Raw genomic sequence first — 14390 nt, forward strand, 5'->3', positions numbered from 1 at the left:
CTCCTTGAACCCCAGGTTTTCGCTGAACATACAGTTCGGGAAAGGAATGTGTCAATATCGATTGTTTGTATCGATATAAGAATCAACCGGGTAGAACACCGTTGTAATTGACCTTCCAGCGTACCAGGGGCATCTCGTTTTGCTGCTCCCACGCATGTGCCACCCAACCGGCAATGCGCCCCAGCCGCACCAGATTCGCGTCCGGCTCGGCGCCGATGCGGCGGTTCACATAGGCAGCCAGCAGCGCAAAATCCGGTTGCTGGCCCGTAAGATCAATGGCGAGGTCGATAGCGCGCTCGAAGCGTGCAAAGTTCCGGTCGGTAGCCAGCAGAACGCGCAACGAGGCCCACAATGCTGCCGAACGTGGATCTGGCGCATTGAATGGCGAATAGCCAAACCCGGGAATGTCTTCGCTCTCCCGCATGCGAATCCTGATCGGCTCGGTCGAATCCTGGGCGTTGTCGATTTCGGCCAGAAAGCGGGAAAACGCACCGACGCGAACAGCCGGCAAGCGTTTGCCCGTGGCAGCCGACAGGCCAGCAATCACGCACCGATAGGGCGTTGCGCCGGTACTGGCCGCCGCGCGAGCGACGTAGGTTGCGGGATGCAATGCCTGATCGGCCGAAAGAACGAGCACCCTGCGTACGGCATCCTCAAGTTTCGGTCCGCATTTTGTCGTCGCACCAATGTAGCGATGCAGCGGCAGCCTGGCCGGAGATGACTGTCCGAGCATCCAGGCCGCGAACCAGCGCAACACGTCTGCCCCGGAGCGAAGAAAGCCATGCTTGCCGAGATCGTGCGCACGAGGATTCGCCGCCTCGATGGCGGGAAGCAGCATGATGGCTCGGTCCAGCGCACTAAAGTTGCCACAGGCCTTGAGCAGCGCATCACTTTGCGGGGGAAGCGCGGTCGCAGGGCATTCAAAGGGATCGAAGTCACCGGCATCCCACAGCAGCCGGGCAACGTCCTCCAGAGTGGCCTTCTCTGCCAGATCGATGGCACTCACACCGCGATAGAAGGAGCCCGCCTCCGTCATCAAGGTGATAGCCGACGAGCCCGTCAGACCGGGCGCGGTGTCGCGCGCCGAGGCAGGCGCGATCCCCGACTTGATCTGTTCAATATCCGAGCGCAGGTACCGGCTGACCCGGCTGCCGCGAGTCTTGTGCGCACGGATGTTCTTGCGGCTGACATAGGTATAGAGCGTGGGCACGCTGACATTCAACGCGCTCGCGGCTTCCTCCGCCGTCATGTAAAGGCTATCGCTGGAGCCCAGCGGTACGGGAGCTGTGTTTGTCATGGGGTGCGGAGGTGAAGTCAATATATCGACAATTATCATCGAGATTGACTGATGATGCCACATACATCGACACTTGTTCCCAGCCGGGCCATTGATCATCCGGATGGAGACAACATGAAGGAATGCAGGTTTATTGCCGCGAGCGGGATGCTCGGCATCGGCGTCCCCGAAGACAGCTTGCGCAAGGCGATGGCGTGCGAGCCACATTTCGTTGCTGCCGACGCCGGCACCACGGACGCGGGTCCGTTTGCATTGGGAATGGGCGTGTGCGCGTTTCCGCGTGAAGCGATCTTGCGAGACCTCACCACCCTGCTGCGAAGCACCGTGCCCGCCAAGGTTCCACTGCTGATTGGCTCGGTGGGCACGGGCGGCGCAGACGTGCATGTTGACTGGTTCATGGATATCGTGCGCGAGGTCGCAGCTTCTGAGGGGCTGGAGCTCAAGGTCGCCGAGATTCGCTCGGAGCAGTCAAAGGACTTCCTGCTGGAACAACTTGGACAGGGGCGCATCCGCGCACTCAACCCGGCTCCCCAGCTCGATGAAACGACGATCCGGCGCAGCGAGCGCATAGTCGGCATGATGGGCGTCGAGCCGTTGCAGGCGGCGCTCGCCGCCGGCGTTGATCTCGTCGTGGCTGGGCGGTGCAGCGATCCCGCACTGTATGCGGCCATGCCGATCCAGATGGGCCTGCCGCATGGGCTCGCCTGGCACGCGGGCAAGGTTGTCGAATGCGGCCCCTCGGTTTGCGAAAGGCCCGCACATGGCATGATCGTCGGCTATGTGCGGCCCGACGAAGTGGTGATCCAGCCGATCGGCCCAGGTTTGCGTTGCACGACACAATCCGTCGCCGCGCATAGTCTCTACGAGAACGCCGATCCGTTTTGCTTCACTGAGGCCTCCGGCGTACTGGACATCAGCGAGACCGTTTACGAACAGATCGACGAGACAAGCGTGCGGATACGGGGAAGCAAGTTCAGGCCAGCCGAGCGGACCACCATCAAGCTCGAAGGCGCCGAACTTGTGGGGTATCAAAGCATCATGGTGGGCGGCATCCGCGATCCCTTTATCCTTGGCGAATTTGACGACTGGCTCGGCAAAGTGATTCAGCGTGTCGAGCTGTCGGTGGAAAAGGTATTCGGCAAATCATTGGAAGCGATGGGCGCGAGGATCGACTATCACGCATACGGCCGCGACGGCGTAATGGGGGCGCTCGAGCCAGATCGCGCACGAATCCCGCACGAGATCGGGCTCGTTGTCGAAGCAACCGCTGCGGACCAGCAGACCGCCAGCGCCCTGGTGCAATTGACACGGCAACCGTTGCTGCACCAGCCCACGACCAAGTGGAAGGGATCGATCACGGGCTTCGCTTGCCTGCACAACCCGGCGCACATTGAACGCGGACCGGTGTATGCCTTCAACATGAATCACGTCGTGCTGCCGGATACGCCAGTATCCATGTTTCGGACCGCCATCACGCATATCGAGGAAGCCAGGCATGCAACTCTCTGACATCGCGGCGATGATCCGCAGCAAGAACGCAGGCCCTTTTGTCTTGACCTTTGACATCCTGTTCAGTGAGGACGAGAGCTATGAACTGGTCAAGCGCTCGGGGGCGCTCAACGTCGAGATGTTTTCGCGTCTGTATCACACCACACCCGACAAGGTCCGGTTTTTCGAATGCGACAGTGCCCGCGCATTCAAGTTCAGTATCCCGCATCCGTCGACGCAAGGTGCACTGGGGGCATCGGATCTGCACGGCGGGCAGCAGTTCATTCCGCTATTGAGCGTCCGGATCGACTGACCGGTCGACCCAGGAGGAGACAACATTGAACAAGATATTGATGGCTGCAAGAGCCAGGGAAAGTCGCGCGCCCGCTCGCAACGATCCCGAAAATGCCGCTGCGGTGGCTCAGATCGGTGCGCGCATTGACGCGCTGAACGGGTCGATGCGCCTTTGGAGATGGGTCGCCCTGATCGCGGTGGGCGGCTTCTTCGAAATTTACGACCTGGCTTTGACGGCTCCTCTTTCCCCAGGGCTCGTGGCAGCGGGGATTTTCAAAACAGGGAATGCTGGCCTGTTCGGATTTTCCGACCAGGCAACCTTCATAGCAGCTACCTTCCTCGGCCTGTATGTCGGTGTGATCGGATTCGCAGGATTAGGAGACCGGTTCGGTCGCAAGGCTGTGTTCGGCTACGCGCTGGCCTCCTACGCTCTTGCGACGTTTGTCATGGGGTTGCAGAACGACTCGATCTGGGTCTGCTTCTGGCGATTCCTGGCAGGTGTCGGACTGGGCGCCGAGTCTGTCGCAATCGACTGCTTCATCGTGGAAATCATGCCCAGGCACCTCCGGGGCAAGGCGTTCGGCATGGGTAAATCCATCGAATATTCTGCAATCCCCATCGCAGCCCTGCTGGCGGCCGTCCTGGTCCCGCGCTCGATATTGGGCATTACGGGGTGGAGGTGGTTGACCTTCCTTCCAGCAGCGGGGGCTGCGGCATTCTGGATATTTCGCCGAAATTTGCCGGAGTCCCCGCGTTGGCTTGCGTCGCAAGGACGTCGGGAGGAGGCGCATGCCGTGCTCGACGCCTTTGACGCTGGTGAGCCGCCTGGAGTGCAGCCCGCACCGGTTGTGTCAGCGCCGACAGGGCCCAGCACGGCACACCGCACTTCCCCTCGCTACGTGCGTAATGCGATGTTGATGATGATCGTCTACTTCGTCTTTCAGAACATTGCCTACTACGGATTCAGCAACTGGATCCCCACGCTGCTGGAAGCGCAGGGTGTGCCGCTACAGCACAGCCTCTTTTATACCTTCGGCGTCAGTCTTGCAGCGCCGTTGGGGCCAATATTGGTCGCGTTGCTGGCAGATCGATTCGAGCGCAAGCACCAGATCATCGTAATTGGCCTGGTCGCCATTGTATTAGGTGTCGTCTTCGCACACTCCGTCTCTCCCATTGGCTGGATCAGCACGGGCATCGGATTGACATTCGCGAATGCGGCCTTGAGCTTTCACGGTCATGCTTACCAAAGCGAAATCTTCCCTACGTCCATAAGAGCCCGCGCCGTTGGCTTCGTGTACTCGTTTACGAGACTTTCGGCAGCCATCAGCGGGTACATCGTTGCCTTTGCTTTGACGCGTGGCGGCGTCGCGACAGTGTTCCTTACGATCAGCGGCTGCATGCTCGTCGCGGTGCTCACCATCGGACTGGCCGGGCCGAGTACACGCAACAGGACCTTTGAGGAAATAACGGGGCAACCGTGATCAAGATAGCCACTCCTACTGGAGGGTCATCTCTTGACCCGGACGGTATGACGGACGCACCCCGCCGCACGAAGCCATGATTTTCGGCTCCCGACCGCACCGAAAGGCCGCAGTCAGAGTGCCAGTCTTATCTGCCGTTTGCCGCAAAGCTGAACTTCCTTGAAGCGGCAGTCCGGCAGGGATGTTTTGGCGTCGAGGAGACAGACGCCTCTGGAGACCGTTTCCGTCAACTCGCACTGCTGGCCCCGGGCCGGGCAGACGCGATCGTCGGTGACGTTTAGGCCGTCACAATTCGATTATTTATATAGGTCTACGAATGAATAAAGGTCCGCTTGCGGCAATCCTGCTTTCCTCGGTATTCAATCTTGCGCACGCACAGTCAAGTGTGAGCCTCTACGGTATTGTTGGCGGAGGCGTCAGATGGGTCAATGGAACGAAGGGAGGCTCGACAGTCGAATACTCCAACATCATCGCGCCGAACCGGTTCGGCCTGACCGGCTCCGAAGACATCGGCGGTGGAGTGAAGATCATTTTCCGTCTGGAAAACGGCTTCAACTCCTCAAATGGCACCTTGGCCACAAATAACGTCCTTTGGTCCCGTCAAGCATATGTCGGATTGGATGGGATATATGGACGTCTGACGATGGGACGTCAGTTCAGTTCCTTTGAGGATTTGGGTATTTCTCTGGATCCGTCACAGATTGGCGGCGCAGATCCGGCGATCACTCCGGGCGGTCTTCTCGGTGTGAACTTTTTCACTTTGGATAGCCGCTTCAACAACTCCGTGAAGTATACAAACGGCTTCGCCGGAGCAAAGCTTAGTGCAAGCTATTCATTCGGCGGTGTCGCCGGGAACCAGCGCGCAGGATCCAACTATTCGGCTGCCGCCAGCTACGATACGGGACCGCTAAGAGGCGGTATTGCATATCAACGCACCTACAATGCGGATGCAAGCCAGATGGCACAGAACTATTACGCCGGCGGCGTGTGGCAGATTGGACCCGTTCGCGCCTATCTCAGCTATCTGGTATTAACCGTGAGCGGATCCACGAAAGCTCCTTCCCAGCGACGTGACGATGTGCCGCAGGGCGGCGTCGTCTGGCAAATTACGCCGGCATTTTCGCTGACTGCTGCCTACTACGATGACATCGCCAGTAACCTGGGCAACGTTAAAGGCGCCAGTGGTCACAAGCAGACTGCGTATGTGATAGGCGAATATTTTCTTTCCAAGCGAACCGAGATCTACGCGGAAGCCGACCGAAATCATTTTTCCGGCGCCTACAGGAAGGATCCGACGAATATCGCGGTTCTCAACCGCAGCCCCGGGAGTTCCGGTATTACCGGCATATCGGTCGGGCTACAAACAAAATTCTAGGGATGACGTATCGGCAGTCGCGTCAAGTTACCGCCAATTTTGCCAGCAATCTAACATACACTCGTCGGAGCAGATATGAATCGGATTACACTGAGAGGCATGACATTGGTGTGCTTGCTCTTTACTTTGAATGCGGTCGCGCAACCGGGACAGCCCGCGAGCGGCAATGCGAATGGTGAAATGGCGTCAGCACCACCATCACAGAAGGCCGTGCGCTCAGCAAACCGGGCCTTGTCAAAGCGCGTCTTGAAGGCGCTCTCGCACGTCAAGGGGCTAGACGCTACCGGAATATTTGTTAAGGCGTCCGACGGCAACATCATCCTGTCTGGAGTGGTCCAGGAAGCCAGTCAGATTCCTCTCGCGGTGCAGGCCGCGAGGAACGTCGACGGTGTGAGGTCCGTTCGCGAGAGCCTTCGGTTAGCCACGCAACCCACTCAGTGAAATACCGCCTTGTGTGATTTACGCTGGTTCGCATGTCTTGCGAACCAGCGAATCAAACACGCTACGCGACCACTGCTTCGTGAGGGCCTCATGCCGTTCCCTGATGTGACAGCCAGCAGCGGTTGCTTACCGCAAATCGCTTTTCTCATCGTCATTCCCCAAAATGGGACCGTCAAGACGGAGGCGACTGTAGGACGGCTCGACTTACTCATTACTTACTCAACAAAAACTGAAGACTGCGCGGAGGAATCAATGTTTAAGCGTGGTGCTGTAGTCCAGCCGGGTCGCTTCGCGATCGCAGGAGCCTCGGGGTGCTGGGTGCTCCGCAACCTCACGCTCAGCCAGCTGGCTTGCGAGGGGTTCGCTTCGATCCGCAGCGGGTGCGAGACGGCCAGAGAAGCAGTAGCGAGCCGGTGAGTGTCGATCCGAAGCGGTGCTCACGCCCGCGCGTGCGTGCGTAGCGCCGCGCGCACGTCGGCGGCGTCGAGCAGCTCGTCGAGCGTGCGCGTGACGCGTGCGAACATCTCGTCGCATTCGTCCTCGGCGAGACACAGCGCCGGCGCGAAGCCGAGCGTGTTGTCGCCGAACGCACGGAAGATCACGCCGTGGCGGTACGCGGCGTCGAACAGGCGCGCGGGCAGCTTCAGCGATGGATCGAACGGCGCGCGCGTGTCCTTGTTGGCAACGAGTTCGAGCGCGCCGAGCAGCCCGCGGTGCCGTGCGTCGCCGACGAGCGGATGTTCGCGTAGCGCGTCTAGCGCCGCCCCGAACTGCCGCGCGCGGACCTGGCCGTTCGCGAGCAATCCGCCTTCATGATAGAGGCGCAGCACTTCGAGCCCGATCGCCGCGCTCACCGGATGCGCGGAATAGGTCTGGCCGTGACCCACGGGCACGTCGGCCGGCGCGCCGTCGGCGATCGCCTGATAAACGTGTTCGGCCATCAGCACGGCGCCCATCGGCGCGTAACCGGCCGTCAGTCCCTTCGCGACTGTCATCAGGTCCGGCTCGATCTGCTCGGCCGCGCACGCGAACAGCGGGCCTGTGCGCCCGAAGCCGGTGATCACCTCGTCGGCGACGAACAGGATGTCGAGGCGCCGGCAGGCGTCGCGCATCGCGGCGAGCCAGCCGCGCGGCGGCACGATCACGCCGCCCGAGCCCTGCACCGGTTCGCAGAAAAACGCGGCGACGTGCTCCGCGCCCAGTTCGGTGACCTTCGCTTCGAGCGCCGCGACCGACGCCGCGATGATCGCCTGCGGGTCCTCAGGCGTCGCGCTGCGGTACGGATACGGCGACGGAATGTGGTGCTGGGTCGCGAGCGGCAAGTCGAAGTGGCGGTGGAACACCGGCAGCGCAGTGAGCCCCGCGCCGAGCGACGACGAACCGTGATACCCGCGTTCGAGCGCGATGAAGTGCTTCTTCTGCGGCTTGCCGAGCGCGTTGTAGTAGTAGGTGATGAAACGCACGGCCGAATCGACCGCGTCCGAGCCGCCGAGCGTGAAGTACACGCGCGACAGCGCGGCCGGCGCGAGCGACGTCAGCTGCTCGGCGAGTTCGATGGCCGGCTCGGAGCCGAAGTGGAAATAGCTGGTCGCGTACGGCAGTTTCGTCATCTGGCGCATCGCCGCATCGACGATGCTCTGTTGGCCGTAGCCCGTGTTCACGCACCAGAGGCCCGCGAACGCGTCGAGCAGTTCGCGCCCCTCGCTGTCGCGCAGCCAGACGCCGCGGCCGGAGTCGAGGACCGTCACGCCGCGCGCCTCGTGCGCGCGGTAGCCGATCACGGGGTGGATCAGATGCTGGCGGTCGGTTTCGACCAGGGCGTTCGTTTGCATAACTTGTCCTCGGAGGGTGGCGCTGTCGGCGAACCAGAAACGGTCTCGCACGGGTTTCGCACGGGTACCACACGGTAGTCCGCCGGAAATCGCCGGTCTTCCGCCGAAAGGCAGCAAGAAAGGCGTCGTGCATCCGCCGCCGGTGGCACGCGAAGGCGAAAGGCGCTGGCCGGCGGACGCGCGGTTCGTCAGAAACGATGGATCATCGCAAGACGCACGACCGTCTGGTTCTCGCTTGTCGACGGACCGGCCGACGCGGGCGTCGTAGGGAAGTCAAAGGCGGTGCCGGTGTGCGCGCTGACGACGTGCGCGTACACGCCCTGCAGCGACACCGCGGTGCGACGGCTCAGGTCGTAGTTGAGCATCAGCGACAGCTGGTGCCACTTGGGCTCGTAGGTGCCGACGGTGGAATGCAGCTGGGCGTCGGTGAACGTGTACGCGCCGAACAGCCACAGTGCCGGCGTGAACGCGTAGCGCGCGTTGACCTCGTAGTTGGTGAACTTCCACGATTGCCAGCGGCCGCCGGGCGGCTGCGTCGCGGTCGACGCGATGTACGCGTTGGCGATCGGGTCGTAGACGTCGACGTGCGAAAACGCGAAGCCGACCTTGGTTTGCGAGAATGAGTAGGCTACGGCCGCGACGATGTTCTGCTCCGATGAGCCCGTAAATACCGCGTCGGTCGAGACCGCGCCGTTCGCCGAGCCCGGCGAGTTCGCCTTCAGGTAACCCAGTGCCGCCGTGAGGCCGGCCATCCTGTACTGCACGGCCGCGCTGTACAGGCGGTTATTCGCGAAATTGGTGTCGTTGCTGAAGCCGTACATCGCCTCGGCCTTGAAGCCATCAATCGTCGGGCTCGTGTACTTGACCGAGTTGTTCACGCGGAAGTCGAAGTCCGCATTGTCGTTGTCGAACGGATGCGAGGCGATGTCGCCGCTGACGCCGCCCGCGCCCGTCATGCCGCTCCACAGGTCGATTGTCGGGTCGTACTGGCGGCCGAAGGTCAGCGTGCCGGCGCGGTCCGACTGCAGCCCGACGTAACTCTGCCGGCCGAACAGCCTGCCGCCCTGTTTCAGCGCGCCGCTGTTCACGTCGAAGCCGCTTTCCAGCCGGAAGATCGCGTGATAGCCGCCCCCGAGATCCTCGGTGCCCTGCAGGCCCCAGCGGCTGCCGAGCGTGTCGCCGCTTTTCATCTGGAACGTGCCGTGGCCGTGCGCGTTGCTCGTGTAGTTGATCCCCTCGTCGATGATGCCGTACAGCGTGACGCTGCTCTGCGCGTGCGCCGTCGCGGCCGTGCCGCCGAGTACCGCTACTGCCGCTGCCAGACCTGCTGTTTTCCTCATGATTCCCCCTTTGGTTGTGGCGTGAGTTAAAACCGGTGTGTCATGCGTCGGCGCGGCCGGCCCCGCCGGCCGTCGGTGACGAGGCCGGGGACGCAGAGCGCCAGTGAAGCGAAAAGCGGCGCGGGCCGGGTCAGTAGCCGCGCGAGAAGTCGATGCCGTCCGGGATGCGCCCGGTCGCGCGATACGCGGCGACGTTGCGCGCGACCACCGCCGCGGCCGAACGCAGGTCGGTCGGCGCGGAGACGTGCGGCAGCACGGTCACGGACGGGTGTTGCCAGAACGGCGAGTTGCCGGGGAGCGGTTCGACGTCGAACACGTCGAGCACCGCGTGGGACAGCCGGCCGTCGTCGAGCGCGCACAGCAGGTCGGCGGCGACCACCACGGGGCCGCGCGCGAAGTTGACGAGCGCGGCGCCCGGTTTCATGACGGCGAGGCGGCGGGCGTCGAGCAGGCCGCGCGTGCCGTGGGTCAGCGGCACGAGGCAGACGACGATGTCGCTCGCGCCGAGCAGTTGCGCGAGGCCGTCCTCGCCGTGGCAGGTCGCGACGCCGCGCAGCGTTTTCGGCATGCGGCTCCAGCCGGTCACGCGAAAACCGGCGTCGATCAGGCGTTCAGCCGCGCGCGAGCCCAGTGTGCCGAGTCCGACGATGCCGACCGTCGTGTCGGCGGGTTTGCGGTACGGGCGTTGTTGCCAGACGCACGAGCGCTGCTGGGCGAGGTACGCGGGCATGTCGCGTTGCAGGTAATACGTCCACGCGAGGACCGCTTCGGCCATCGTGCGCGTCAGTTCCGGATCGACGAGCCGCACGACCGGCGGTTTGCCGTCGGGCAACCGGGCGACCAGTTGCTCGACGCCGGCCCACAGGCTCTGTACCCACGCGAGCCTCGGCAGCGCGGTCAGGGCCGCGGGATCGGGCCGCGCGACGATCGCGATCGTGCAGCGCGCGCGTTCGTCCGGCCTGGCGGCGCGCAGCGGCACGATCCGTTCGCCGGGCATCGCCGCGGCCAGCTCGGCGAGACAGCCGGCTTCCTCTTCGTCGGGTAGATCCGTGATCAGCGTGATGGGGTCGGGGGCGGTCATGGCTTGCGCATGGGCTGGCGTCGGGAAAAAAGGACCCGGCGGCGCGTGGGGGCGCGTCGCGGGAACGAAGGAGATCATCGGGAGCGCGCGCAGCCGCGCGCCGTCGCGATCAGGCGGGCGTTTTCTCGCCTTCCATCTCGGCCATGTCGGCGAAGCGGTCGCCGATGCGCGGATGCGCTCGGCCACCGTCGGCTGCACCGATCGCGACCAGCACCTCGTCGGGGCCGGGGGCGTCGGCGATCTGGAACGTCGCCGTCAGGAAGTGCGATCGCTGGCCCGTCGTCGACTTGTGGATCATCGGCAGCGACAGCAGCGCGCCGGGGCCGACGCGCGTGTTCGTGAAGCTGAGGAAAGTGCTGCCGTTCACGGCTTCGCGGTACATGTTGCCGAAGCGCAGCGTGTGGATCAGCGCGGACGCGTGTTCGATCTCGCCGTTCACGCCGACCACGGCGGCCTTGCCGTAGGCCTCGACGCGCGCGGCAGGCATTACGGCGACGAGGCGGCGCGTGAGTTCTGCGCCGAGCACGGGCGCGATCCGCAGGATCTCGGGCCGCAGGTTTTCGCAGAAACCCTGGCCTGCCCAGGGGTTTTTCAGCACGGCGGCCACGACCACGGTCGTGATCGGCTTGTCCGCGCGCTTGCCGCCTTCGATATGGACCTCTTCGACGAACGTCGAGATTTTGCGTACGTTGATGTTCATGCCGGTTCTCCATGCGGGTGAAGTGACGATGGAGCGGATGCTAAGCAGCGCGAAATCGGGCGTCTTCCTCCGTTCCGGCGGATGCCACATTTTTTTGTCGCTGCGATAAGTCGTATAGTCAGTCACGCTCAACCGGGAACCGTCGATGCCGAACACGTTGTCTCTGATGTCGTCGCTGCGCGACGTCGCCAGCCGGATCAATACCGACGATGAAGTCGATACGCTGCTGCACAGCCTGATCGAGCTTGCGTGCCAGCACGGCTCGTGGGATCTCGGGTCGATCATGAGCGTGGACGCCGCGCACGGCGACGCGCTCGTCATTGCGCGGCGCGATACGGCGCTGCTCAAAAGACCGCTCTCCGACCGCTGGGAGCTCGCGACGAGTCCGGCGCTCGTTGCGCTGCAGCGCAACGAAGCGGTTTATATCCGCGATGCGCTGGAGACGACCGAGTTCCTCGGCTACCGCCGCGAGGCTGCCGAGCGCGGCTACCGCACGGTGCTCGTGCTGCCGATGGCGTGTCACGACGTCGAGGGGCGGCCGATGGTGCTCGTCGTGCTCGCGCGCAAGATCGTCGATCTGCCGGCCGAGCAGCTCGCGTTCATGGAACTGATCGTGCATCTGGGCGCGATCGCGATCGAGCGCACCCACCGGCAGCGCGCACAGCAGGCGGCCGCTGCGCAGCTGCGGCGCGTGGTAGACGTGCAGGGCGCGATGCTGGAGGAGGTGCTGGCCGGCGGGTCGATGGTCACGCTCACCGCGATGCTCGCCGACCTGCTCGACTCGCCGGTGCTGGTGATCGACCTCTACGGCGGTGAGCTGCACGCATCGCGCGCGCCGCATGCCTCGCTCGACATGGCCGCGTGGCGCGCGGGGCTCGACGGCGACGCGGGCCAGCAGATTCGCGCGGCAGCGCTGAGCGCGATCGAGCGGCACGCGCTGCGGCGCGTGCCGCTCGACCTGCCGGATGGGCTCACGCTGCACGCCAACGTCGAACTGCTGTCGGTCGACGGCGACACCGTCGGCGCGCTGCTGTGCTTCGGCGAACGCGAGCCCGGCGACCTGCACACGATCTCCATCGAGAACGCGAAGTTCGCGATGAGCGTGCAGCTGATGCGCAGCGTGATCCGGTTCCGCTCGGAGACGCGCACGCTGGCCGAGCTGTTCTTCGAGATCGTCGAGCGCCGCTGGCGCGACGAGCAGGACGTTCTGGAGCGCGCGCGCCGGCTCGGCCTCGTGCTCGCGGCGCCGGCGCGGCTCCTCGTCATCGACTATCCGCACCGGTCCGTCGCCGCGTTCGACCGCTCGGCCGAGTGCCATCGCGCGGCGAACATGCTGGCGGTGCAGCACAAGCTCGCGATCCATCCGATCACGGTCGGCAACGGCTTCGTTTGCGTGCTGCCCGACGCGCCGGCACACACTGCGACCGCGTTCGCGCGCCAGCTGTGCGGCGCGTTGGGCGCGTTGCTTTGCGGAGAGCCGACCCTCATCGTGAGCGACGCGTTCACCGGCCTCACGGCGCTCGCGAATGAGTGGGAGCGCTGCTGGCGGATGATCCGCGTGGCGCGCGCGTTCGGCAAGACCGGCGCGCTGAGCGTGCCCGACCTCGGGCCGCTGCCGATGCTGATCGGCGCCGCCGATTCGTCGGACGTGCGCGCGTTCATCGCCGGCACGATCGGGCGCATCGTCGAGTACGACGCGAAGCACCGCGCGCCGTACGTCGGCACGCTCGCGACCTACATCCGCCACGGCTGCCGCGCCCAGGCCTGTGCCGACGCGATGGGTCTGCACGTCACGACGCTGCGCTACAGGCTTGCGCGCATCGTCGACCTGTTCGGGATCGACGTGGAGACGCCCGAGAGGCGTTTCGCGGTCGAACTCGCGCTGCAGCTGCACAACCTGCTCGACGCCGGCCAGCCCGTCGGTGCCGCATCGCACAACGCGGATTGAGCGCCACGCCTACGGCGAACTGACGGTGGCGCGCGCGGAACCTTCCTACGATCCGATGGAAGCCAGCGCAATTTCCGCTACTTACATTCACCTCAACACAACGACGTCCGAGGTGAATGGCCATGCAAGCCGCAGTACCGGATAACCGCACCACCATCGACCCGATCGCGCTGCGCCGCGCGTTCGGCACCTTCGTCACCGGTGTGACCGTGCTCACGACGGTCGACGCCGACGGCCGTCCACGCGGAATGACGGCCAACTCGTTCGCGTCCGTCTCGCTCGATCCGCCGCTGCTGCTGGTCTGCGTCGGCAAGGGCGCGTCCAGCTACCCGGCGTTCGCCGGCAGCGACCGCTTCGCGGTGAACCTGCTGAGCGACGCGCAGACGGACGTATCGAACCTGTTCGCGTCGAAGGCCGTCGACAAGTTCGCGGCGGTGCGCCACGACGTCGTGCACACCGGCGCGCCGGTGCTGAACGACTGCCTGAGCTGGTTCGACTGCACGGTGCATGCGCGCGTCGACGCCGGCGACCACATGATCCTGATCGGCCGCGTGCAGGCGTTCGGCACCAGCCCGTCCGCGCCGCTCGGCTTCTGCCGGGGCCGCTACGCGCAGGTGAAGGATCCGTTGCCGCCGGGCTGGCTGTCGTCGACCGACATGTTCGTCGGTTATCTGATCGAGGCGCAGGGTGACGTGCTGCTCGTCGCCAACGGCAAGGGCGGCTGGGTGTTGCCGACCGCGCCGCGCCGGCTCGTCAACGACCGTCTGCCGGTCGCCGGCGGCGGCGAGCTGTTGCTCGTCTCCGACGACACGTTTCTCTATTCGGTGTTCGACGTCGACGGCCACGACTCCGGTTACCTGATCTATCGCGCACGCCTCGCCGAGCCGCGCGGCGCGCTGGCGCTGCCGGACGGTTTCCGTTTTTTCGCGCCGGACAACCTGCCTTACGACGAAATCGCCTCGGTCGAGATGCGCGCGATGCTGCGCCGCTTCGTACGCGAGACCGAGGGCGGCGGCCGTTATTCGATCTACATGGGCTCGCACGACGGCGGCCGCGTGGCGCCGGTCGGGGCGGCGCAGTCGTGGGCCCAGCATCAGCAATCGTGAATCCAGA

General features: G+C 64.1%; 12 protein-coding genes. 7 read left to right on the forward strand and 5 right to left on the reverse strand.

Going from position 1 to position 14390, the window contains the following annotated elements:
• Positions 1-82 precede the first annotated feature (82 nt).
• Positions 83-1249, reverse strand: a complete 1167-nt coding sequence (locus C7411_RS24325; RefSeq protein WP_038458723.1) for a citrate synthase family protein — start codon at positions 1247-1249, stop codon at positions 83-85.
• 162 nt (positions 1250-1411) lie between these two features.
• Here C7411_RS24325 and C7411_RS24335 point away from each other — a divergent pair, with 162 nt between their 5' ends.
• From C7411_RS24335 to C7411_RS39010, 5 genes are all read left to right on the forward strand, one after another.
• Positions 1412-2806 carry an acyclic terpene utilization AtuA family protein gene (locus tag C7411_RS24335; protein WP_110386600.1) on the forward strand — a complete coding sequence of 465 codons (1395 nt, stop codon included), beginning with the start codon at positions 1412-1414 and terminating at the stop codon, positions 2804-2806.
• Positions 2793-3098, forward strand: coding sequence for a DUF4387 domain-containing protein (locus C7411_RS24340; RefSeq protein ID WP_011488833.1), 306 nt, complete (start codon positions 2793-2795; stop codon positions 3096-3098). Before C7411_RS24335 ends, C7411_RS24340 begins: the two co-directional genes overlap by 14 nt.
• Before the next feature lie 25 nt (positions 3099-3123).
• Positions 3124-4560: an MFS transporter gene (locus C7411_RS24345; RefSeq protein WP_243413320.1), complete on the forward strand. Its 1437-nt coding sequence runs from the start codon at positions 3124-3126 to the stop codon at positions 4558-4560.
• Between the two features lie 316 nt (positions 4561-4876).
• The gene (locus C7411_RS24350; RefSeq protein WP_110386601.1) at positions 4877-5935 is read left to right on the forward strand and encodes a porin; all 1059 of its coding nucleotides are present in this window, start codon (positions 4877-4879) and stop codon (positions 5933-5935) included.
• Positions 5936-6115: 180 nt separating this feature from the next.
• The gene (locus C7411_RS39010; RefSeq protein ID WP_373682646.1) at positions 6116-6376 is read left to right on the forward strand and encodes a BON domain-containing protein; all 261 of its coding nucleotides are present in this window, start codon (positions 6116-6118) and stop codon (positions 6374-6376) included.
• A gap of 437 nt (positions 6377-6813) precedes the next feature.
• Here the strand turns inward: C7411_RS39010 and C7411_RS24365 are convergent, their stop codons facing one another.
• The 4 genes from C7411_RS24365 to C7411_RS24380 form a co-directional block, all read right to left on the reverse strand.
• Positions 6814-8208, reverse strand: a complete 1395-nt coding sequence (locus C7411_RS24365) for an aspartate aminotransferase family protein (RefSeq protein ID WP_110386604.1) — start codon at positions 8206-8208, stop codon at positions 6814-6816.
• Positions 8209-8396: 188 nt separating this feature from the next.
• Entirely contained in the window at positions 8397-9548 is a 1152-nt protein-coding gene (locus C7411_RS24370) for a porin (RefSeq protein WP_110386605.1), read from the reverse strand.
• A gap of 130 nt (positions 9549-9678) precedes the next feature.
• Entirely contained in the window at positions 9679-10629 is a 951-nt protein-coding gene (locus C7411_RS24375; RefSeq protein ID WP_110386606.1) for a 2-hydroxyacid dehydrogenase, read from the reverse strand.
• A 109-nt stretch (positions 10630-10738) separates the two neighbouring features.
• Positions 10739-11329: an amino acid synthesis family protein gene (locus C7411_RS24380; RefSeq protein ID WP_110386607.1), complete on the reverse strand. Its 591-nt coding sequence runs from the start codon at positions 11327-11329 to the stop codon at positions 10739-10741.
• Positions 11330-11474: 145 nt separating this feature from the next.
• Here C7411_RS24380 and C7411_RS24385 point away from each other — a divergent pair, with 145 nt between their 5' ends.
• Positions 11475-13277, forward strand: a complete 1803-nt coding sequence (locus C7411_RS24385; protein WP_110386608.1) for a helix-turn-helix domain-containing protein — start codon at positions 11475-11477, stop codon at positions 13275-13277.
• A gap of 122 nt (positions 13278-13399) precedes the next feature.
• Positions 13400-14383 carry a flavin reductase gene (locus C7411_RS24390; RefSeq protein WP_110386686.1) on the forward strand — a complete coding sequence of 328 codons (984 nt, stop codon included), beginning with the start codon at positions 13400-13402 and terminating at the stop codon, positions 14381-14383.
• The last annotated feature ends 7 nt before the right edge of the window (positions 14384-14390 follow it).

Source organism: Paraburkholderia silvatlantica, from assembly GCF_003096715.1.
Classification (GTDB): domain Bacteria; phylum Pseudomonadota; class Gammaproteobacteria; order Burkholderiales; family Burkholderiaceae; genus Paraburkholderia; species Paraburkholderia silvatlantica.